At 62.9% G+C, this 20,770-nt stretch carries 21 protein-coding genes; 9 read left to right on the top strand and 12 right to left on the bottom strand.

The window, feature by feature from the left end; translation table 11 throughout:
• Nucleotides 1-167: 167 nt before the first annotated feature.
• Nucleotides 168-1,631, top strand: a complete 1,464-nt coding sequence (gene hemN / locus VDP79_RS04805; protein WP_323017094.1) for an oxygen-independent coproporphyrinogen III oxidase — start codon at nucleotides 168-170, stop codon at nucleotides 1,629-1,631.
• On the opposite strand, the gene VDP79_RS04800 is transcribed toward hemN, so the two are convergent.
• Entirely contained in the window at nucleotides 1,613-2,083 is a 471-nt protein-coding gene (locus VDP79_RS04800) for a YbaN family protein (protein ID WP_323017093.1), read from the bottom strand. The two genes, hemN and VDP79_RS04800, sit on opposite strands and share 19 nt — an antisense overlap.
• 27 nt (nucleotides 2,084-2,110) lie before the next feature.
• Here VDP79_RS04800 and VDP79_RS04795 point away from each other — a divergent pair, with 27 nt between their 5' ends.
• A complete protein-coding gene (locus VDP79_RS04795) occupies nucleotides 2,111-2,749 on the top strand; it encodes a Crp/Fnr family transcriptional regulator (RefSeq protein WP_416233048.1) in 639 nt (212 codons plus the stop codon).
• Here VDP79_RS04795 and VDP79_RS04790 read toward each other — a convergent pair.
• The gene (locus tag VDP79_RS04790) at nucleotides 2,746-4,113 is read right to left on the bottom strand and encodes a hypothetical protein (RefSeq protein WP_323017092.1); all 1,368 of its coding nucleotides are present in this window, start codon (nucleotides 4,111-4,113) and stop codon (nucleotides 2,746-2,748) included. The genes VDP79_RS04795 and VDP79_RS04790 overlap by 4 nt on opposite strands.
• A 2-nt stretch (nucleotides 4,114-4,115) precedes the next feature.
• On the bottom strand, nucleotides 4,116-4,337 hold the full coding sequence (locus VDP79_RS04785) for a DUF2249 domain-containing protein (RefSeq protein WP_323017091.1): 222 nt from the start codon (nucleotides 4,335-4,337) through the stop codon (nucleotides 4,116-4,118).
• 197 nt (nucleotides 4,338-4,534) lie between these two features.
• On the opposite strand from VDP79_RS04785, the gene ubiU reads away from it, so the two are divergent.
• The 5 genes from ubiU (at nucleotide 4,535) to alr (ending at nucleotide 9,874) form a co-directional block, all read left to right on the top strand.
• Nucleotides 4,535-5,590 carry a ubiquinone anaerobic biosynthesis protein UbiU gene (gene ubiU, locus VDP79_RS04780; protein ID WP_323017090.1) on the top strand — a complete coding sequence of 352 codons (1,056 nt, stop codon included), beginning with the start codon at nucleotides 4,535-4,537 and terminating at the stop codon, nucleotides 5,588-5,590.
• 73 nt (nucleotides 5,591-5,663) lie between these two features.
• On the top strand, nucleotides 5,664-6,740 hold the full coding sequence (locus VDP79_RS04775; protein ID WP_323017089.1) for a U32 family peptidase: 1,077 nt from the start codon (nucleotides 5,664-5,666) through the stop codon (nucleotides 6,738-6,740).
• A 35-nt stretch (nucleotides 6,741-6,775) separates the two neighbouring features.
• On the top strand, nucleotides 6,776-7,279 hold the full coding sequence (gene ubiT, locus VDP79_RS04770; RefSeq protein ID WP_323017088.1) for a ubiquinone anaerobic biosynthesis accessory factor UbiT: 504 nt from the start codon (nucleotides 6,776-6,778) through the stop codon (nucleotides 7,277-7,279).
• Nucleotides 7,280-7,372: 93 nt separating this feature from the next.
• Nucleotides 7,373-8,695: a D-serine ammonia-lyase gene (locus VDP79_RS04765; RefSeq protein ID WP_323017087.1), complete on the top strand. Its 1,323-nt coding sequence runs from the start codon at nucleotides 7,373-7,375 to the stop codon at nucleotides 8,693-8,695.
• Nucleotides 8,696-8,758: 63 nt separating this feature from the next.
• Nucleotides 8,759-9,874, top strand: coding sequence for an alanine racemase (gene alr, locus VDP79_RS04760; protein ID WP_323017086.1), 1,116 nt, complete (start codon nucleotides 8,759-8,761; stop codon nucleotides 9,872-9,874).
• A 16-nt stretch (nucleotides 9,875-9,890) separates the two neighbouring features.
• On the opposite strand, the gene VDP79_RS04755 is transcribed toward alr, so the two are convergent.
• The 4 genes from VDP79_RS04755 to VDP79_RS04740 form a co-directional block, all read right to left on the bottom strand.
• A complete protein-coding gene (locus VDP79_RS04755; protein ID WP_323017085.1) occupies nucleotides 9,891-10,688 on the bottom strand; it encodes an anaerobic ribonucleoside-triphosphate reductase activating protein in 798 nt (265 codons plus the stop codon).
• 13 nt (nucleotides 10,689-10,701) lie between these two features.
• Entirely contained in the window at nucleotides 10,702-10,884 is a 183-nt protein-coding gene (gene nrdD / locus VDP79_RS04750) for an anaerobic ribonucleoside-triphosphate reductase (RefSeq protein ID WP_323017084.1), read from the bottom strand.
• A 63-nt stretch (nucleotides 10,885-10,947) separates the two neighbouring features.
• Nucleotides 10,948-12,753 (bottom strand): ribonucleoside triphosphate reductase, encoded by a 1,806-nt coding sequence (locus VDP79_RS04745; protein ID WP_323017083.1) that lies wholly within the window; start codon nucleotides 12,751-12,753, stop codon nucleotides 10,948-10,950.
• A gap of 157 nt (nucleotides 12,754-12,910) precedes the next feature.
• On the bottom strand, nucleotides 12,911-13,828 hold the full coding sequence (locus VDP79_RS04740) for a LysR family transcriptional regulator (protein WP_323017082.1): 918 nt from the start codon (nucleotides 13,826-13,828) through the stop codon (nucleotides 12,911-12,913).
• Nucleotides 13,829-13,952: 124 nt separating this feature from the next.
• On the opposite strand from VDP79_RS04740, the gene VDP79_RS04735 reads away from it, so the two are divergent.
• Entirely contained in the window at nucleotides 13,953-14,666 is a 714-nt protein-coding gene (locus VDP79_RS04735; protein ID WP_323017081.1) for an SDR family oxidoreductase, read from the top strand.
• A 51-nt stretch (nucleotides 14,667-14,717) separates the two neighbouring features.
• Here the strand turns inward: VDP79_RS04735 and VDP79_RS04730 are convergent, their stop codons facing one another.
• The 4 genes from VDP79_RS04730 to VDP79_RS04715 form a co-directional block, all read right to left on the bottom strand.
• On the bottom strand, nucleotides 14,718-14,957 hold the full coding sequence (locus VDP79_RS04730) for a DUF2249 domain-containing protein (protein ID WP_043681763.1): 240 nt from the start codon (nucleotides 14,955-14,957) through the stop codon (nucleotides 14,718-14,720).
• Nucleotides 14,958-15,135: 178 nt separating this feature from the next.
• On the bottom strand, nucleotides 15,136-15,330 hold the full coding sequence (locus tag VDP79_RS04725; RefSeq protein WP_323017080.1) for an oxidoreductase-like domain-containing protein: 195 nt from the start codon (nucleotides 15,328-15,330) through the stop codon (nucleotides 15,136-15,138).
• A gap of 57 nt (nucleotides 15,331-15,387) precedes the next feature.
• Nucleotides 15,388-16,218, bottom strand: coding sequence for a class II glutamine amidotransferase (locus VDP79_RS04720; protein WP_323017079.1), 831 nt, complete (start codon nucleotides 16,216-16,218; stop codon nucleotides 15,388-15,390).
• A 153-nt stretch (nucleotides 16,219-16,371) separates the two neighbouring features.
• Nucleotides 16,372-17,526: a cytochrome P450 gene (locus tag VDP79_RS04715; protein WP_323017078.1), complete on the bottom strand. Its 1,155-nt coding sequence runs from the start codon at nucleotides 17,524-17,526 to the stop codon at nucleotides 16,372-16,374.
• A gap of 247 nt (nucleotides 17,527-17,773) precedes the next feature.
• Between VDP79_RS04715 and clpB the strand changes: the two genes are divergently transcribed.
• On the top strand, nucleotides 17,774-20,365 hold the full coding sequence (clpB, locus tag VDP79_RS04710) for an ATP-dependent chaperone ClpB (protein WP_323017077.1): 2,592 nt from the start codon (nucleotides 17,774-17,776) through the stop codon (nucleotides 20,363-20,365).
• Nucleotides 20,366-20,406: 41 nt separating this feature from the next.
• Here the strand turns inward: clpB and VDP79_RS04705 are convergent, their stop codons facing one another.
• Nucleotides 20,407-20,655: a GlsB/YeaQ/YmgE family stress response membrane protein gene (locus VDP79_RS04705; RefSeq protein WP_323017076.1), complete on the bottom strand. Its 249-nt coding sequence runs from the start codon at nucleotides 20,653-20,655 to the stop codon at nucleotides 20,407-20,409.
• Nucleotides 20,656-20,770: the final 115 nt, after the last annotated feature.

Raw genomic sequence — 20,770 nt, 5'->3', positions numbered from 1 at the left:
GTTGATTCAGGAATTCAGCTAGCCGTTTATGATACGCGAAGTCGGAGGCTTGACTTGAATCAAGCCAGGTGATCGCATTTCGCACGACAATGCGCTTCGATACAGGACAATGTAGCCAGTTGCGCCGGAGCCGTCAGTCTCTGGCCGAGGCCTCAGGAGCGCATGGCATGAATACCCCCGCAAGCCCCGATCATCACAACCCCGGCAGCTCCGGGCAGACGGACGCCCCCGGCGATGGCCGGACCATCGCCTTTCCAGATCTGGAAATCTCCGAAGATCTGATCCGTCGTTTCGATCAGTCCGGTCCCCGGTACACCTCGTACCCGACGGCAGACCGTTTTCAGCAGAATTATCCGGCATCGTCCTATCTGAGCCACCTGGCGCAGCGGGCGGCGTCCAGCCGACCGGCGCCCCTGTCGGTGTATGTGCACCTGCCTTTCTGTGAGTCACTGTGCTATTTCTGCGGCTGTAACAAGATCATCACCCAGGATCATAGCCGCTCGGCCGAATACCTGGACATCCTGTTCAAGGAAATGGACCTGCTCAGTCCGCATCTGGGGTCGGCGCGCCAGACGGTGCAGTTGCATCTGGGCGGCGGGACGCCGACGTTCCTGAGCGCGGCGGAACTGGGTGCGCTGATGGATCAGATCCACCGGCATTTCGAGTTCACGCCGGACGCCGAATTGGGCGTCGAGATCGATCCGCGCACCGTGACGCCGGATTCCTTGGCCATGCTGGCTGGCCTGGGGTTCAACCGCACCAGCTTTGGCGTGCAGGATTTCGATCCGCAGGTGCAGGCGGCGGTCAACCGCATCCAGCCTTACGACATGGTGCGCACCGCCCTGCAGGCCAGCCGGGACAACGGTTTTCAGTCCATCAATGCCGACCTGATCTATGGTCTGCCCAAGCAGACGCTGAGCAGTTTCAGCCGCACGCTGGACCAGCTGATCACGCTGTCGCCTGATCGCATCGCCCTGTACAACTATGCGCATCTACCTGACCGTTTCAAGTCCCAGCGCCTGATCAATGCTGCAGACTTGCCCTCGGCTGACACCCGGCTGCAGATCTTTCTGATGTCGGTGCATCGGCTGCTGGAAGCCGGCTACGTCTACATCGGCCTGGATCATTTCGCCAAGCCCGGCGATGAACTGAACCGGGCGCGGCTGGATCGCAGCCTGCATCGCAATTTTCAGGGCTACACCACCCGGGCGGAATGCGATCTGGTGGGCTTCGGCATTTCCGCCATCGGCAAAGTCGGTGACGCCTATGTACAGAACCATCATTCCCTGAATGCCTACCGCGCCGTGTTGGATCGTGACGAACTGCCCACGGCCAAGGGCTTTGATCTCAGTCCTGATGACGCCATCCGCCGGGAAATCATCATGACGCTCATGTGCAGCATGCCGCTGGATTTCGCGGCATTCCAGGCGCGTCATGGCCAGTCTTTCGAGACCTGTTTCGCGGATGAATTGATTCGTCTGCGGCCGTATGCGGATGCCGGTCTGCTGACGATCGACGCGCAGGGCATGCAGGTGCAGCCCAAGGGACGCGTCTTTGTGCGCGCCTTTGCCATGGTGTTCGATCAGTACGTGCGCCGGCCCAGAGTAGCGACCTATTCGAAATTGATCTGATCGTCGGATTCAGGTGGGTTGGCGCGGGGCCGCGTGGGCAGGCGCCACAGGTAGATCGTGACGCCGATCCCGGGGATCAGCAGCAGCCAGCGGGCCCAGGGTATCGGCATGATCCAGGCTGATACGGCCAGGGATGGCCACATCAGGGCCAACGCCATGCATTTGCTTCGCAAGGGGATGCCGCGCCCCGATTGGAAGTCGCGGATATACGGACCGAGAATGCGATGGGACATCAGCCAGGCGTGCAGACGCTGCGAGCCGCGCACATAGCAGAAGGCAGCCAGCAGCAGGAAGGGGGTAGCGGGCAGCAGGGGCAGGAAAATCCCCAGCACGCCCAACACCAGGGAAATCGTGCCCAGCACGGTATACACGGCGCGGATCATAAACGGAATTCTAGCAATGCCGCGCCGTCGCGTGGGCAGGTCCGCAGCACCGAGGACGCGCCGCGCCATGGCCGGATCCGCGATCTGTTGGCCCAGGTGCCGTTATTCAATGAACTGCCGGTCCCCGATCTGGATCCGATCGTCCACGGCACCGGCGAAATCACCGCCCGGCGTGGCGAGATCATCTTTCACCGCGGCGACCCGTGTGTGGGCTTTCACGTGGTGGTCTATGGGCAGGTCAAACTGGTCTTTGTATCCGCTTCCGGGGTGGAACGGGTGGTGCGCCTGATCGGGCCGGGCGATGGCTTCGGCGAGGCTCTGATGTTCATGGGGCAGAACTACATCGTCACCGCCGAGGCGCTGCGCGATACGCTGCTGCTGCACGTCGGGCGCGATGTGCTGTTCGAACAGATCGATCGTCATCCGGGGGTGGCCCGCAAGATGCTGGCGGGATTAAGCCGGCGGCTCTACAGCCTGATGGGCGATGTGGAGGCCTATACCCTGCATACAGGCGCCCAGCGCCTGATCGCCTTTCTGTTGCGTCAGTGGCCGGGAGAGGACGGGCAGCCGTTTCGCATCGAGATCAGCAAGTCCGTCATCGCTTCGCGCTTGAATCTGACGCCGGAACACTTTTCCCGCATTCTGCGCGAGCTGAGCGAGCGCGGCCTGATCCGGGTGCGTGGGCGGGAATTCACGGTGCTGGATGCCGATGGGCTGAGATCGTATCGCGGCTAAGCGTCTGCAGCTGGCTGGCCCGGTGCGGCGGCTGCGTGGTGCGGCAGCGCCGCCATGATGCGCAGTGTGTGGCGGTACAGCCGCAGCGCCCGGCCCAGGTTCCAGCTCAGCAGGGCGGCGGACGCCAGCAACAGAGGGCCCGCAGCCTGTCCTGCCGGCGGCCAGCCTGCCGCCGCCAGCCCCCAGGACAGCACGACCAGCACATACAGCGCCCAGTGCCACTGCGCGGGGCGGACGGGAATATAGGCGGCCATCTTCGGCAGGATTTTCAGGTAGACGCGCGCCTGGGCAGGGTTTCTGTCCGGGATGACCATGGCGTCCTGAGCATGTTTCCACAGCAGGAAGGGCACGATCTTGTACAGCATGCCGTGGACGATCGCCCCCAGGCCGCCGACGATCAGCAAAACACCCAGCACCATGGCGGCCTGTGGCGCTTGGCCGTGGCGCAGCCAGATCCAGGCTGGCGCACAGGCCAGCAGGCTGATCAGGCCGGTGAACCAGAACAGCGTCGTGGGTTCGGCCGTGGGGCGTTTGCGAGTACTCAATCGGTGCAGAGACGCCCCGATCCAGCTGACATAGGCGCCGGCCAGCAGCAGTTCGACGGTCTCGCGCATCAGGCGGGGCAGGCCGTTGGAGGCATCCAATGCCGTCCAGGCCAGCAGCAGGCCCGGGATCAGCAGGGGCAGCCAGCGGGTGAGCGGCTTTGGATAGATTTCCGTCAACTGGAAGATCGGCAACAACTGAAAAGACATGCCCATCAACAGCAGGCCGCCCCAACCCAGCAAGCCCCACAGGATGTGGCCGCCGACCCAGTCGGGCAGCGCCATGCCCATGCCCAGGGCGCCTGCCATGCCCAGGCCGATCAGTACCGTCAGCGTCAGGGCCGCCAGGGCGCCACGCACGGGAACAAGAATTTCCCGAGCGCCTTTGTAGACCTGGCGGCGCTGACGCCACAGCGCCAGACCGGAGGCGCTCAGATAGATGACAAAGGCTGATCCCAGCAGCGCGATGGCGGCCAGCCATGCCGGCGGCGACCACCAGAGGAATCCCGCCGCCAGCGCCAGCGTACCCAGCGTCAGCAGCGCGTGGACACTGGCGGCGATGGCACGGGCCGGCGCTACCGCCACGTTGCAGGCGACCGCCAGAATCTGGATCAGCGCGCCCAGCATGGCGCTGCCCAGAATGCCCAGCGTCCAGAGGTGCGTCATCGCCAGGGTGGCTGCACCCCAGCGGGACGTAAAGGCCTGAGGACCTGCCCAGACGGCCAGCAGGCCTGCCAGCAGGCCGAACACCGGCACGTTCAGGAAAAAGGGCAGCGGCACGCCCAGGGCGGGCGTCTTGTCGAAATCCAGGGCGCGCTGCATGATCAACCGATCCAGATCGTGACTTGGAAGTGGGTTTCTTCAAAGGTGCATGCGTGCTGGAATCCATCGCGGTCCAGCATGGCGTACAAGGGATAGGGTTCCCGGTCGATCAGCATGTGCAGACGCTGATCGGGAACCAGGTCGGCCAGCGCTTCCAGGCACTGTTCCAGGGGTTCGGGCGGGGGCAGACCGCGCACGTCCAGGGTGATGTCGGGCAAAGCCATGGAAAGTCCTTTCAGAAGAAGCTGCTACCTTACACGATGAGGGGCGGGGAAGCGGCCTAAAACCGTATATCAAACACCGCTTCCCTTGATGCGGATTAAGGCCCTGGACGACAAGACAGGGCATAGTGTCGGCTGTTGCCGATGCAGGACACCAGCGGCATATTCCGCCTGCACGGCTTGAACCGTCAGGAAGCCCCATGTCTGCATTACCTTCCTCTACCCGCCCTGGCGTAGTGCATCGCCACGATCATTCCGACTTTGAATTGGTCTGTCCAGCCGGCAGTCTGCCCGCGCTGAAATCCGCCGTGGACGAGGGCGCCGATTGTGTTTACCTGGGCTTTCGGGATGCCACTAACGCGCGCAACTTCGCCGGCCTGAATTTCGACGCAGCCGCCATCGCCCAGGGCATCCGTTACGCCCACGACCGGCAGCGCAAGGTCTTTCTGGCCTTGAATACCTATCCCCAGCCCGACGCCTGGCGCGTGTGGCAGGCCGCTGTCGATCAGGCAGCCGATGCCGGTGTGGATGCCGTCATCATGGCCGATCCGGGTCTGATGGCCTATGCCCATGCGCGCTACCCCGATCTGCGTCTGCACCTGTCCGTGCAGGGGTCGGCGACCAATTACGAAGCCATCCAGTTCTATCACGAACGCTTTGGCGTGGCCCGGGCCGTGCTGCCGCGCGTGCTGTCGGTGGCCCAGGTGCAGCAGGTCTGCGAAAACAGCCCGGTCGAAATCGAGGTCTTCGGTTTCGGCAGTCTGTGCGTCATGGTCGAAGGCCGCTGCGCCCTGTCGTCCTACGCGACCGGCGAATCGCCCAATACGCACGGCGTCTGTTCCCCCGCCAAACACGTGCGCTGGCAGCAGACCGATCGGGGTCTGGAATCCCGCCTGAACAACGTGCTGATCGACCGCTACGACCAAGCCGAGAACGCTGGCTATCCCACCCTGTGCAAAGGCCGCTTCGACGTGGCCGGTGAAAACTACTACGCCCTGGAAGAACCCACCAGCCTGAACACGCTGGAATTGCTGCCCAGGCTGATGGCGATGGGGGTGCGGGCGATCAAGATCGAAGGCCGCCAGCGCAGCCCGGCCTATGTGGCCCAGGTCACGCGGGTGTGGCGCCAGGCCATCGATCAGGCTCGTACCAACCCGGCGCGCTATTCCGTGCATCCGTCCTGGATGGCCGAATTGAACAAGGTCGCCGAAGGGCAACAGCACACGCTGGGCGCGTACAACCGCCCCTGGAAATAAACGTTCATCACATGCAGGCGGATCAGGCTGGCCCCAGCAGGCCGCCGCGCCTGGCCTCGTCAGGAAAAACATCATGAAACTCGCTTTGGGTCCTTTGCAGTACTACTGGCCGCGGGTCGCCACGCTGGAATTCTATGCATCGGTCTGCGACTGGCCGGTGGATATCGTCTATCTGGGCGAGACCGTCTGTTCCCGGCGTCACGAATTGCGCTTGCCCGACTGGATCGAGGTCGCCGACATGCTCGCCCAGGCCGGCAAGACGCCGATCCTGTCCACGCAGGTGTTGCTGGAATCCGGCAACGACCTGAACATCCTGCGCAAGATCACCGAAAACGAACGCTACGGCGTCGAAGCCAACGACATGGGGGCGGTGCATCGGATGGGCGGAAGCAGCCCCCTTGGGGGGCAGCAAGCCGAAGGCGCAGCGCGGGGGCGCGCTTCCGCCGCCGGGCCGTCCCAAGGCGGAAGCAGCCCCCTTGGGGGGCAGCAAGCCGAAGGCGCAGCGTGGGGGCGCTCTTTCATTGCCGGGCCGTTTTTGAATATCTACAGCAAGCCTACCTTGGATGTGATCGCCGCCCAGGGCGCGATCCGCTGGGTAGCGCCGCTGGAAATGGGGCGCGGCGGCCTGACCCAGCTGCAGCAGGACCGCCCCGCCGGCCTGCAGACTGAAGTCTTCGCCTATGGCCGCATGCCCTTGGCGTTTTCCGCCCGCTGTTTCACCGCTCGCAACCGCAATCTGCCCAAGGACAACTGCCAGTATGTCTGCATGGACCATCCCGACGGCTTGCTGCTGGAGACCAAGGAATCACAGGCTTTCCTGACGATCAACGGCATCCAGACGCAGTCGGCGCTGGTGCATACGCTGATCCACGAACTGGACGAACTGCGGGACCTGGGCGTCGATGTGTTGCGCCTGAGCCCCCAGTCGCAGCACATGGAGCAGGTCGTGGCAGCCTTCCGATCCGTACTGGACGGGCGGGAATCTGCGGCCTCGGCCCATGAGCGTCTGGCGCCCCTGATGCCGGCCGGCCCTTGTAATGGTTATTGGCATGACCGTCCGGGTCTGGAGATGGTGCTGCCGGGGGATGCCGCCGCATTGCAAGCCTCGGATGTCAGAGCCCCGGGGGTCAAGGCGCGCGTCCCGGCTTGATGCGCCGCTGTCTTTCCTTTTCTACGAGTCTGATCATGCAAAATCCCAGCACTCCCGTCTACCGTATTCCTCAGCCCCTGGCACAAATCCTGGGGCGCTTGCCTCGCTATCCCGGGTCGATGCTGTTCGTCACCGGCCTGAACCTGGTGCTGGCGCGGCATCTGCATCCAGACACCCTGCATATGCTGGAAGGCCGGTCCCTGCGCATTCACGTCGCCGATGCGAATGTCTGCTTTGATTACACCTGGCGTGGACAGGCCTTCAGGGCTGCCCGGCATGGCGATGCTGAACCGGATCTGACGCTGCGCGCCGATGCCGTGGATTTCTATCATCTGCTGCAACGCTCCGAAGACCCCGACACGCTCTTTTTCAGTCGCCGCCTGGTGATCGAAGGCGACACGGAACTCGGCCTGATGGTGAAAAACACGCTGGATGCCATCGACCTGGCGGTGTTTCACCCGAAAGTCGTCTTGCGCGATGTCTTGAAAGGGTTGCGGCCCGGTGCAAAACCGGATTCCGCATGGGGATATAAGGCCTGAAACCGGCCTCATGTTGCATCCTGTCGACTGAACAGTCAGACTTCAGAGGCGCGCACAGCCACCCGCTGGCGCTGCGTCACACAGGAGCAATGCATGACGAAGGACGTTCAGGCCCGGTATCCCGGCCTGCCTGCCGGGCTGGCGCAAGGCCAGCCCTTGTTGTGGCTGAACCCCGGCTACGACTCTCTGGCTGATGGCCGGCAAACCGATTTGGATCCCCAGGCGGCGGAAGACCGCTTCGCCCGCTGCGCCGGTCTGCTGGCGCAGGTATTTCCCGAATTGCAGGCTGATGGCGGGCGCCTGGCGTCGCCGCTGACGGAGATCCCCCGCCTGCGCGATGCGCTGGCCTCCGCACAAACGGCAGGCGTCTGGCTGCTCAAACGCGATGATGCCTTGCCGGTGGCTGGTTCAGTCAAGGCTCGGGGCGGTTTTCATGAAATTCTGTCGCTGGCCGAACGGATCGCTGCCGAGGCCGGTCTGTTGCCGGATGGCGCGGACCGCCGGGTATTGGCCAGCCCATCGGCCCAGGCCGTGCTGGGGCGGCATGCCGTGGCAGTGGGCAGCACCGGCAATCTGGGCCTGAGCATCGGGTTGATCGGCGCGGGCCTGGGCCTGCGCGCCGTGGTGCACATGTCGGCCGATGCCAAGGAATGGAAAAAGCAGCGCCTGCGTGCGCGAGGCATCGATGTGGTCGAACACCAGGGGGATTACGCCGCCGCCGTAGCAGCGGGTCGGGCGATCGCCCAGGCCGATCCCCTGATGCATTTCGTCGATGATGAGCAGTCCGAGGCCTTGTTTCTGGGTTACGCCGCCGCCGCGCATGAATTGCAGGCGCAGTTGCAGGCAGCGGGCCGCCGGGTGGATGCCGATCATCCGCTGTTCGTCTACCTGCCCTGCGGCGTCGGCGGGGCGCCCGGCGGGATTCTGTATGGCCTGAAACGTCTGTTCGGGGCGCATGTCCACGGGTTTTTTGTCGAGCCGACTGCTTCGCCCTGCATGCTGGTGCAGTTGGCCTGCGGTGTGCAGCAGCCCGTCTCGGTCTACGACATCGGCCTGGACAACCGCACCGATGCCGATGGTCTGGCGGTCGGACTGGCCTCGCCGCTGGTGGCGCCCTTGATGGCGTCCTTGTTGTCAGGGGTGTTCACGGTGGACGAAGACACGTTCTATGCCGACGCCTGGCGCCTGGAAGACACCGAAGGCATCTATATCGAACCGTCGGCGGCGACCGGCTTGCGTGGGCCGCTTCAGGTGCTGGATACGCCGCAAGGACAGGCCTATCTGCAGCGTCATGGGCTGGCGTCCGCCATGGATCAGGCGACGCATGTGATCTGGAGCACAGGCGGCTCGCTGGTGCCCGAAGACATCCGCCAGGGTTTTCGCCAGCGCGGACGCCAGGCCGCCGGCATTGCCTGAGATCGTTGCCTTGCATATCGCGGCGGAGCGCCTGGAACGTTCCGCCTGTTTTGGGGGAAAGCCATGTCACGCCCGATTCTGGCCACGATCCACATCCCGGCCCTGGCGCATAACCTGGCCGTCGTCGCCCGGCGCTTGAGCAGCGATGCCGCCGGGCCGCCGGCCCGTATCTGGGCGGTGGTCAAGGCTTACGCGTACGGACATGGGCTGGATGCGGCAGTGCGCGGTTTTGCCCAGGCCGACGGCCTGGCCTTGCTGGATCTGCACGAGGCGCTCCGTTGCCGCGAGCTGGGTTGGCAGCGGCCTATTCTGTTGCTGGAAGGTTTTTTCAGACCGTCGGATCTGGACATTCTGGCCCAGCAGCGGATCAGCACGGTATTGCATAGTCAGGCTCAGTTGGACATGCTGGCGGCCTGGCCGGGGCCGGGCTGCATCGATGGTCATGTGATGCTGAATTCCGGCATGCATCGCCTGGGGTTTCAGCCGTCGGAATTCCACGCGGCGTTCGATCAGGCGCGGGCGTTGCAGCAGCGCGGCGTCTTGGGCGTGGTCGGCAAGATGAGCCATTTCGCCCGGGCGGATGACGATCTGGCGGTGACGCGGGATCAGTTGGCCTGCTTCACCCGCTTGACGGCGGGGCTGCCGGGGCCGACCAGTGTCTGCAATTCGGCGGCGACACTGGCCCCAGGCTTGGCGGCGGCCGTGCCAGGGAACGATCAGTGGGTGCGTCCCGGCATCTGCCTGTACGGGGCATCGCCGTATATGGGCCGGGATGCCGAATCCCTGGGGCTGCAGCCCGCCATGACGCTGACATCTGAACTGATCAGCACCCATATCCTGCCGGCGGGGCAAGCCATCGGCTACGGTCATGCTTTCCGCACGGATCACGATATGCGGGTGGGCATCGTGGCGTGCGGTTATGCGGATGGCTATCCCCGCCATGCCATTACCGGCACGCCGGTGACGGTGGCCGGGGTGCGCACCCGGGTGGTGGGGCGAGTGTCCATGGACATGCTGTCAGTGGATCTGGATCCGGCGCCTGCCGCGGATGTGGGCGCGCCCGTCGTGCTATGGGGGGTGGGCGGCCCGTCCGTGGATGAGGTCGCCTGGTCGGCGAGCACCATCGCCAATGATTTGCTGGCCGGATTGACGCGGCGGGTGCCGCGCGCACTGGGGTAGGCCGTGGACGCGCAGCTCAGGGTTGCCTGACCTGGAAGACAGGGAACATTGCCGCCAGCGCCGACCGGGTGGCCTCGTCCGGCCAGTCCCGTAAGGCGTGGCCGTGGGCATTCAGCCTGTCGTCCGCACAACCCTGAGGACGGAAAACTTGCACTACATAGTGTGAGACGCCCAGATCGGCCAGCGTTCGGCCCAGGCGCAGCAGGGATCGGGGACTGATCAGATCGGGATGCGCCGTGGTGCGGCATTCGAAAGCGACGCCGCTGTCCAGCACCGCCTGCAGGCTGGCGCGAGCGGGGACGCCGCTGCCGGCCGCCTGTGTGATCCGTTCGTATTGTTCGAAATCAGCCTTGATGTCCAGACCGACCCAATCCACCTGGGGCAGCACCTGTGCCAGCCGGCGCGGATGGGTGCCGCCGGTGTGCAGGCCGATCTTGTAGCCCAGCGCGCGCACCTGGGTGATGGCCTGATGCAGACCTGGGTCCATGGTCGGTTCGCCGCCGCTGAAGACCACCCCGTCGATCAGGCCGACCCGGCGCTGCAGAAAGGCCATGATGTCGGTCCAGGCCAAAGGGCTGGTGGCGGTGCGCGGCTGTAGATGCGGATTGTGACAGTAGCCGCAGCGCCAGGGGCAACCCTGCACAAAGACTACGGCGGCCAGCAGGCCGGGGTAGTCAGTGGCGGTGAAGGGCGTCAGGCCGCCCGCCTTCAGGCTCCGGGCGGCGTTGCCGGGTGCGATGCGAGCCGGCGCGTCGGCGCCGGACGCCGCCTGTGCGGTAACCGTCGGCACCCGGGCAAGGAGGGCGGTGTGCATGGCGGATCCGGGATCAGGCAGTCTGGGTGGTCGGCGCCTGCCCGGCATGGCGTTCTACGAAGAATCGGCGTTCGTGGAATTCACCCTTCTTGCCGATATTGAAGGACGAGACGGGACGGTGATAGCCCATGACGCGGGTCCAGATTTCGCACGGCTGGCGGTCGGTATCGTTCAGAGTGGCGGGGGTGTGGTTCATGGTGTTCTCCTGAGAGCGTGGGAAAAACCGGACACGGATAGCAGCCCGGCGGGATGAAATGTGTCAGGCGACGCGGGCCGCCCGGTCTGTGTCTGCCCCGAGCGCGGTTGCGTGCGAGACCGGCGTGGCGGCCCGAGCCGGGCCTTTCTGGCGGGCGATCAACTCGTCGTCGCATTGCGGGCAGAATTCGTGCCGGCCCGGCAGATAGCCATGTTTGGGGCAGATGGAAAAGGTCGGGGTGATGGTGATGTAGGGTAGGGAAAAACGGCCCAGCGTGCGGCGCACCAGGGTGCGGCAAGCGTCGGCCGAGGACAGCGGTTCGGTCATGTACAGGTGCAGCACGGTGCCGCCGGTGTATTTGCGCTGCAGTTCGTCCTGGCGTTCCAGCGCTTCGAAGGGATCGTCGGTAAAGCCCACCGGCAATTGGGATGAGTTCGTGTAGTAGGGCATGTCGTCCGTGCCGGCCTGCAGGATGCCGGGCCAGCGGGCGCGGTCTTCCTTGGCGAAACGGTAGGTGGCGCCTTCGGCGGGCGTGGCCTCCAGGTTGTACAGATGGCCGCTGGATTCCTGGAATTCGACCATGCGGGCGCGCACATGATCCAGCAGTCTGACGGCAAAGGCGTGGCCCCATGCGCTGGTCAGGTCATGCTCGTCGTGCGTGAAGTTGCGGATCATTTCATTGATGCCGTTGACCCCCAGGGTGGAAAAATGATTGCGCAACGTACCCAGGTAGCGGCGGGTGTAGGGGAACAGGCCGTCGTCCATGTGCTGCTGGATGACGCGGCGCTTGATTTCCAGGCTTTGACGGCCCAGCAACAGCAGTTCATCCAGTCGCGCCAGCAGGGCAGCTTCATCGCCCCGGTGCAGATAGCCCAGGCGGGCGCAGTTGACTGTCACCACGCCCAGCGATCCGGTTTGTTCCGCCGAGCCGAACAGGCCGTTGCCGCGCTTCAAGAGTTCGCGCAGGTCCAGTTGCAGACGGCAGCACATGGATCGGATCATGTGCGGCTGGAGTTCCGAATTGATGAAGTTCTGAAAATAGGGCAGGCCGTATTTCGCCGTCATCTCGAACAGCCGTTCGGCATTGGGGCTGTGCCAGTCGAAATCCTGGGTGATGTTGTAGGTGGGAATGGGAAAGGTAAAAGCCCGTCCGCGCGCATCGCCCGCCATCATGACTTCGATGTAGGCCTGGTTGATCATGTCCATTTCGGCTTGCAGTTCGCCGTAGGTAAAGGACATTTCCTGGCCGCCGATGACCGGCGTCTGACCGCGCAGGTCTTCCGGGCAGACCCAGTCGAAGGTCAGGTTGGTGAAGGGCGTCTGGGTGCCCCAGCGCGAGGGTACGTTCAGGTTGTAGATCAGTTCCTGCAGGCATTGGCGCACCTGTTCGTACGTCATGGCGTCCTGGCGGATGAAGGGCGCCATATAGGTGTCGAAGGAACTGAAGGCCTGGGCGCCAGCCCATTCGTTTTGCAGCGTACCCAGGAAATTGACGATCTGGCCGACAGCGCTGGACATATGGCGCGGCGCCGCGGATTCGACCTTGCCCGGCACGCCGTTCAGGCCTTCGTTCAGCAAGGTGCGCAGCGACCAGCCGGCGCAATAGCCCGATAGCATGTCCAGATCGTGAATGTGCAGATCGCCTTGGCGATGGGCCTGGCCGATGGATTCCGGGTAGACATGGCTGAGCCAATAATTGGCAATCATCTTGCCAGAGGTATTCAGGATGAGACCGCCCAGGGAATAGCCTTGATTGGCATTGGCGTTGACGCGCCAATCCTGTTGCCGCAGATATTCATCAATGGAACGGATCACATCCACTTGCGGGACGGGCCGTTGGGCAGCCTTCTGGATGGCGAATGAAGTCATACCGGATTCCTCTATATATTGTGTTTTAACGAATATTAAACACAACATATAGTGCCATCAAGTGTAAATCAGGATTTTTTCAGCAGGCTTGACCTGAGTTAAGTGTGAGCGGATTTCCGTCTGCATCTTGTTTCGAACGTGTGCCGTGATGGCTGCCCTACGGGACAGTATTTTTGCAAATGGCAAAGATGGTATCGCGCAGCCAACGATGCGCGGGATCAGCATGGAGGCGAGGATGCCAAATGGCTGCAACTTTGATCTCGGGCGTTCGTACCGGCAGTTCAAAGCGCTGAATACCTGCACTACCCGCATGATCGCCCAGCAGGTCACGGCCAACGCATGAATGCGGGACGAGCCCGAGAAGATCCGTGTAGCGAGCGATCTGCATTGCGTTTGCATAGGTGGGCACGACCATGGCAATGGTCCTGCGCAGACCCAACAGGCCCAACGCGTCGTCTACCGGGCCGGAGAGTTGCCGTTTGCGCGACACCACCACGTGCTGATAGCTGGCGTAGTGTTTCGCAGTCACCTGCTTCAAAAAAGGATGCCCGCTTCGGCAAATGCCCACGAACCGATCCCGAAACAGCAGCCGCGTCCTCAGTTCAGGTGCGGTGGTTCCGAGCACGCCAACCTCCAAGTCGATCATGCCCTCTCGCAGCGGCTGTGCATCCTTGTCGGGCTTCGATACGAAATGGATACGGATCTGGGGCGCTGTTTGGGTGACGGTCGCCATGAGCGATGCGCCGAGCAGTTCGACGAAGCCATCATTTGCACGAATCGTGAACGTCCGCTCCAGTGTGGCAATGTCCAGGGAACGATGAGCAGGCTGAAGGATGGCCCTGGCGTTCCGGGCAAGTTCATGGACGTGCTCGCCGAGTTGTTCGGCATACGGTGTTGGAACCAGCGTCCGGCCCGCGAGAACGAGCAGTTGATCTCCCGTCGCTATTCGCAGCCTTGAAAGCGTTCGGCTCATGGCAGAGGGACTCAGGTTGAGTCGATGCGCCGCCCTGGTCACGCTGCACTCGCTGAGCAGCACATCCAGCGCAGTGAGGAGATTCAGGTCCACGTGCTTCATGCCAAATAGTCCTCGCATTTGCCTGTTAGTTGATTTCTATGCAATCACACATTGCATAACACGCGTCTGGTGCAATACATTTTGCGCCCTCAGAATGAGGGATGTCCAATCTCAAGGAGCCTTGATGAGCCGCTCAAGCAGCAATAAAGCCCCTGCCATTCTGCTCATTGGCGCTTCGCGCGGCCTAGGGTTTGCGATGGCAGCGGAGTGCCTGAAAAGGGGATGGAATGTCGCCGGTACGGTGCGCGACAACACCCGAACCCAGCTGCACGATCTGGCCGACGAATATGTGGGCCGTGTTGAGATCGAACACCTCGATATTTCAGAGCCGGATCAGATCATGGCGCTGCGCGGCCGGCTATCCGGACGCCGCTTTGATATTTTGTTCGTCAACGCGGGCGCCGCAAATAACAACCAGGGCGAAACCATCTCGGAAGTCTCCACGGCAGAGTTTGTGCGCCTCATGGTCACGAACGCTCTCAGCCCGATGCGTGTCATCGAAGCATTACAAGACCTGGTACCCGCCGATGGCCTGATCGGCATCATGTCTTCGGGGCAAGGGAGCATCGCGAATAACGAAAAAGGCGGCCACGAGGTTTATCGCGGCAGCAAATCGGCCCTGAATCAATACATGCGCAGCTACGCGGCTCGCCACGCCGGAGAGTCGCGCGCATTGCTGTTGCTGGCTCCAGGCTGGATTCGTACCACGTTGGGAGGGCCGGACGCGCCGCTCGGTCCTGAGGAAGCCATGCCGGACATCGTGAACACGCTGCTCTCGAAGCGGGGAAAGCCGGGCCTGGAGTATCTCGATCGCATGGGCCGTACTGTCCCGTGGTGAATAAAAAAAACCACCCGGACGGGTGGTCGTGCCTGCCGGCTTGCCGCGTGTTCAGGGCACGATATGGAAATCGATGACGATTTCGCCTGGATTACGGGCCAGGTATTCGAACTGGATGTTTTCGCCGAAGTGGTTTTTCAGCTGCTGCAGGAGCGGCAGGGGGTCGTGGTCGTTGCAGAAACGCATGGTTTCGCCCGGCTGCAGGGCCGACAGGGCGCCAAAGATGGCGGCGTGCCGGAAGCGTTTGGCAATGCCCCGCGCATCGAGGGGGTAGGTGTTTTCGGCAAACATGGGGATAGCGTCGGAAGCCACGGTGCATCATTCCTGAAAAGATGAATCGGAAAGTCAGATTATAGAAACGCCGTGCTTGAAAACCGCCAGGAACCCTATGCGCAGCAAGGGTTCCCGGACATTCTAGCGGCCCTGGTGAGGGGGCAGGTGGCGGGGTAATCGCGTCGGCTGATCCTGTTCAGGGTTTGGCCGTATCTTCCGTCTGGTCCGAGTGGCGCTGTTCCCAGGCTTTCAGGGCCTGTTGCCAGCTGCGCTTTTCTTCGGCGTAGGTGTCGAACACGCAGGGACAGCAGCCATTGCCGCAGCATTCGTTCAGGTCGGGTTCGATGGGTTCGATCGGACGCGGGTCGTCGTCCACGGAAATATCAGTCATGGCGTCATCATAGGATATCTGGCTGGCGGAGTGCATGACCCCGTCAGTCGTCTGGGTTCATGCGCACGCCAGGTTTTCCCGATTGCGCCGCTGGACGTCTTCGGGGATGTCGATCTGCACGCTGGGCTGCGGGCGGCCATCGATGAACATCATCAATTCGCCCGGGCGCAATGCGGTCCAGGTCTCGTTGTCGGTCAGCGGCTTGGTGGTGATGACGGCCACGCAGTCACTGTGCGTGGTGACGTTGGCGAAATCCACGGCGACGTCGGTGTCGACCAGGTGGGCTTCCTGGAAGGGCCAGGCGCGCACAATATAGGTCAGCCGGGTGGAGCAATGCGCGATCATGCAGCGTCCGTTGGACAGCAGGAAATTGAAGACGCCGTAGCAGGTCAGTTCCGCCGTCATGTCGGCCACCGCGGCAAAGAGTTCCTGGTCGTCGGGCTCGTGGGCGCCAAAGCGCGTGCGCAGGCCTTCCATCATGAAACAGAACGCCCGTTCGCTGTCGGTCTGGCCGATGGGCAGGTAATCGCCGCGCAAGGCGGGATGGAATGACTTCAGGTCGCCGTTATGGGCGAACAGCCAGTGGCGTCCCCACCGTTCGCGTACGAAAGGGTGGCAGTTTTCGAGTTCCAGATCCCCTTGGGTCGCCTTGCGGATATGAGCGATGACGTTGCGCGATTTGATCGGGTAGCGTTTGATCAGATCGGCCACGGGCGATCGGCAGCAGGGCGCATTGTCCAGAAAACAGCGGGATCCGCGGTTTTCATAGAAGGCGATGCCGAAGCCATCGGCGTGGTGATCGGTGTCGCCGCCCCGCGCGGCAAAGCCCGTGAAGGAAAATGTGATGTCCGTCGGCGTCGCGCAGTTCATGCCCAATAGCTGACACATGGCAAGCAGGTCCCCGGAAAGCCGGGGTAGACGCTACCCCGAATGGTTCATGCTTGAATTGTAAGCTTGCCGGGCCGGATATAACTGCTGCTTGGTATGAGAATCCGTCATGAGCTCATGCCGTGTGCCATCCAGGCCACGAATACCGGGGTATCAGTCGTGGCGCAACATCAGAATCGCCTGTCGATAGCCGCTGGCCGGGTAGATGGCCGGCATGGGCGGGTGTTCGTCGCTGGGTTCCAGCGACCGGGTGCCGGCCAGCAAAGCCTGGATCATGGCTTCGAGTTCCAGGCGGGCCAGCGGCGCGCCTGGACAGGCGTGGATGCCTGCGCCGTACAGCAGATTCAGGGATGGATCCCGATCCAGCCGGAATTCGTCCGGGTCGCCGAAGACGGCTTCGTCCCGGTTGGCCGAGGCCCAGATCAGCGTCAGGCGTTCGCCCGGCTGGATCTGGGTGCTGCCGACCCGCACCGGACAGGTCGGGGTGCGGCGGTTGGCGATCAGGGGGGCGTGGATGCGCAGGATTTCATCGTTGGCGGCGCCGACCAGGGTCGGATCGCTGCGCAGCTGGCTCTGCAGTTCGGGGTGGGTGGACAGGTAAGAGGCGATGATGCCGACGCTGGAGGCCATGGTGCCCAGTTCTCCCACCGTCCAGTTGCGCAGGATGCTGACGATCTCGTCTTCGCTCAGGGGCTTGCCCTGGATGGTTTCACGCATCAGGCGGGTGGTGACGTCATCGGGCGCCTGTGCGCCCGCCTGGCGGCGGACTTTCAGCAGATCGCGGATGGTCTGATCAAATTCCGTGGCGACGGCGGCGATGGCGTGGCTGTCGCCCGACAGGGTGGCGATATTTTTCTTGTGTATCCATTGCAGCAAGGGTTCATGCAGGCTGTCGGGCCAGCCCAGAAACGAGCATTGCATGCGCAGGGCGAAGGGGTGCGCCAGGCCGAACATGATTTCCGTGCTGCTGTTGCGCGGCAGGGCGGCGACCAGTTCGTCGCATATCCGGCGACAGGCGGGTTCGAATGCGGCCATACGGTCTGGGCCGAAGTAGGGTTCGATCACCGCGCGGTAGGCCGTGTGTTCCGGCGGGTCCATGCTGTTGGGCACCGATACGTAGCGCGAGGCCTGGCTGCTGAACGTTTCCGGATCCATCAGGATGCGCAGCACATCGGCGTGGCGGAAGACCGAATGGTGCAGGTAGTCGCTGTGGGCCACCGGGCAGCGCTGACGCATGCGGTCATAGGCGGCGATCGGGTCGGCAAGCACTTCGGGGGCGCGAGGGTCCCAGTCCTGGGGTGACGTCATGGCAGTCTCTTCGGGGGATACGAAACGACCTGTCAACAGGTCATCAGGACTGTATCATGGGGTTTACCCTGGATGTCATAAAGCCCATATAAATCAAATATTTATTGCTTAAAATATTGATCTGGCGCAAGTGTAAGGCGTATCGTATCGACAGGCGGCGCACGCCGCGCATGGCTTGAAAATCGGCTCGCAGGCCGCATCTATTCGCCATCGGGGCATCAGGCCCCCTCCCAATAAGGGAATACCCATGCGATTCGACAAACTGACGACAAAGTTCCAGCAGGCGCTGGCCGATGCCCAGAGCATCGCCGTGCGTCATGATCACTCTTATATTGAAAACGTCCATGTGCTGCTGGCTTTGCTGGCCGACCCCGACAGCGGCTCGTCCAGCCTGCTGGCGCGGGCCGGGGTGGCGGTATCCCGCCTGCAGTCCGAATTGGACCGCCAGCTGAAGGCCCTGCCCACCGTGCAGGGCACGCAGGGCAATATCCAGGCCGGCCGCGATCTGCAGGCCGCTCTGGCGCGCACCGACAAAGAGGCCGGCCAACGCGGCGATACCTATGTGGCCAGCGAACTCTATCTGCTGGCCCTGGCCGACGACAAGGGCGAGATCGGTCGCGCCCTGCGCGAAGCCGGCCTGCAGCGCAAGGCCCTGGAAGCCGCTATCGACGCGGTGCGCGGCGGCGCAGCCGTAGAGGGCGCGGACGACGAGGACAAGCGTCAGGCGCTGAAGAAATACACCCTGGATCTGACGGCGCGTGCGCGCGAAGGCAAGCTCGACCCCGTCATCGGGCGCGACGATGAAATCCGCCGCACCATCCAGATCCTGCAGCGCCGTACGAAAAACAATCCGGTGCTGATCGGCGAACCCGGCGTGGGCAAGACCGCCATCGTCGAAGGCCTGGCGCAGCGCATCGTCAATGGCGAAGTCCCGGAAACCCTGAAAGGCAAGCGCGTCCTGACGCTGGACCTGGCCGGACTGCTGGCGGGCGCCAAGTATCGCGGCGAATTCGAGGAACGCCTGAAGGCCGTGCTCAAGGAACTGTCCCAGGATTCCGGCCAGACCATCGTCTTTATCGACGAGCTGCACACCATGGTGGGCGCCGGCAAGGCCGAAGGCGCCATGGACGCCGGCAATATGTTGAAGCCTGCCCTGTCGCGCGGTGAATTGCACTGCGTGGGCGCCACGACGCTGGACGAGTACCGCCAGTACATCGAAAAGGATGCGGCGCTGGAACGGCGTTTCCAGAAAGTGCTGATCGATGAACCCGATGTGGAATCCACCATCGCCATTTTGCGCGGTCTGCAGGAACGCTATGAGCTGCACCATGGGGTGCAGATCACCGATCCGGCCATCGTCGCGGCGGCAGAATTATCGCACCGCTACATCACCGATCGTTTTTTGCCGGACAAGGCTATCGATCTGATCGACGAGGCCGCCGCCCGCATCCGTATGGAAATCGACTCCAAGCCGGAAGTCATGGATCGGCTGGATCGGCGCATCATCCAATTGAAGATCGAACGCGAGGCGGTGCGCAAGGACACTGACGAGGCGTCCGAACGCCGCCTGAAGGCCATCGAGGAAGAACTCGAAACCCTGCAGCGCGAATACAACGACTACGAGGAAGTCTGGAAGGCGGAAAAGGCCGCCGTCCAGGGATCGCAAGCGGTCAAGGAAGAAATCGATCATGTCCGCGCGGAAATGGCTGAACTGCAGCGCAAGGGCCAGTACGACAAGCTGGCTGAATTGCAGTATGGCCGCTTGCCTGAACTGGAAGCCCGGCTGCAGGCTGCCGATTCCACGCCCAGGGACGAGGCATCCGACAAGCCCCGCTTGCTGCGGACTCAGGTAGGCGCCGAGGAAATCGCCGAAGTCGTCTCGCGGGCGACCGGCATTCCCGTGTCGCGCATGATGCAGGGCGAACGCGCAAAGCTGCTGAACATGGAAGCCGTGCTGCACGAACGGGTCGTGGGTCAGGACGAGGCGGTGCGCCTGGTGTCCGAGGCCATCCGCCGCTCGCGCGCTGGCCTGTCCGACCCCAGCCGTCCGTATGGCTCATTCTTGTTCCTGGGGCCGACCGGCGTGGGCAAGACCGAACTGACCAAGGCGCTGGCGCGTTTCCTGTTCGATTCGGATACCCATCTGGTGCGCATCGACATGAGCGAGTTCATGGAAAAACATTCCGTGGCCCGCCTGATCGGCGCGCCTCCGGGCTATGTGGGCTACGAAGAGGGCGGCTATCTGACCGAGGCCGTGCGCCGTAAACCCTACAGCGTGATTCTGCTCGACGAGGTCGAAAAGGCGCACCCGGATGTCTTCAATGTGCTGCTGCAGGTGCTGGACGATGGCCGGCTGACCGATGGCCAGGGGCGCACCGTGGATTTCCGCAACACCGTGATCATCATGACCTCGAACATCGGTTCGCAGCATATTCAGAATCTGGCGGACCAGCCGTACGACGTGGTCAAGGAAGTCATCCGTGACGAACTGAAAACTGCTTTCCGTCCGGAATTCCTGAACCGGATCGATGAAATCGTGGTCTTCCACGGCCTGGATGCCACGCATATCGAGCCGATTGCGCGGATCCAGTTGAAGCGCCTGGCCGAACGCCTGGCCCAGCATGACATGCGTCTGGAAATCACGGATGCCGCAGTGCAGGAACTGGCCCGCGTGGGCTACGACCCTGTGTTCGGCGCCCGGCCGCTGAAGCGTGCGATCCAGCAGTACCTGGAAAACCCGGTCGCCCGCCTGATCCTGGAAGGACAGTTCGGCCCGCGCGATGTGGTGCCGGTGGACTGGGACGGCGAGAAATTCGTGTTCGAGCGCACGCTGCAATAAGAAAACCGCCGGGCGTCACTGTCGATCGCCCGGCGCTGCGTTCACGCCCGTTTGGCCACCCGGCTATAGATCCACAGCACGATCAATGCGCCGACGATGGAACCGATCCAGCCGGCGCCTTGACCTGCCTGATACAGGCCCAGCGCGGCCCCCAGGTAGCCTGCAACGACTGACCCCACGACCCCCAGGACCGTCGTCATGATGATGCCCAGTTTTTGATCGCCGGGCATGATGGCCCGGGCGATCAGGCCGATGATGAAGCCGACGACGATCATACTGATGATGCCCATGCTGTACTCCTGTGCGGGTTGATGACTGAAGGCAGGATAGCGAGCGAGAGAAGGGGCGTCCAGATGCTCTTGACGTTACTTGAGCAACAAAAAGTATCTTGTCGCGGAGGCGCGG

This window comes from Castellaniella sp. (genome assembly GCF_034675905.1).
Lineage (GTDB): Bacteria > Pseudomonadota > Gammaproteobacteria > Burkholderiales > Burkholderiaceae_B > Castellaniella.
The sequence above is the reverse complement of the archived record's forward strand: the minus strand, read 5'-3'. Positions and strand labels throughout refer to the sequence as shown.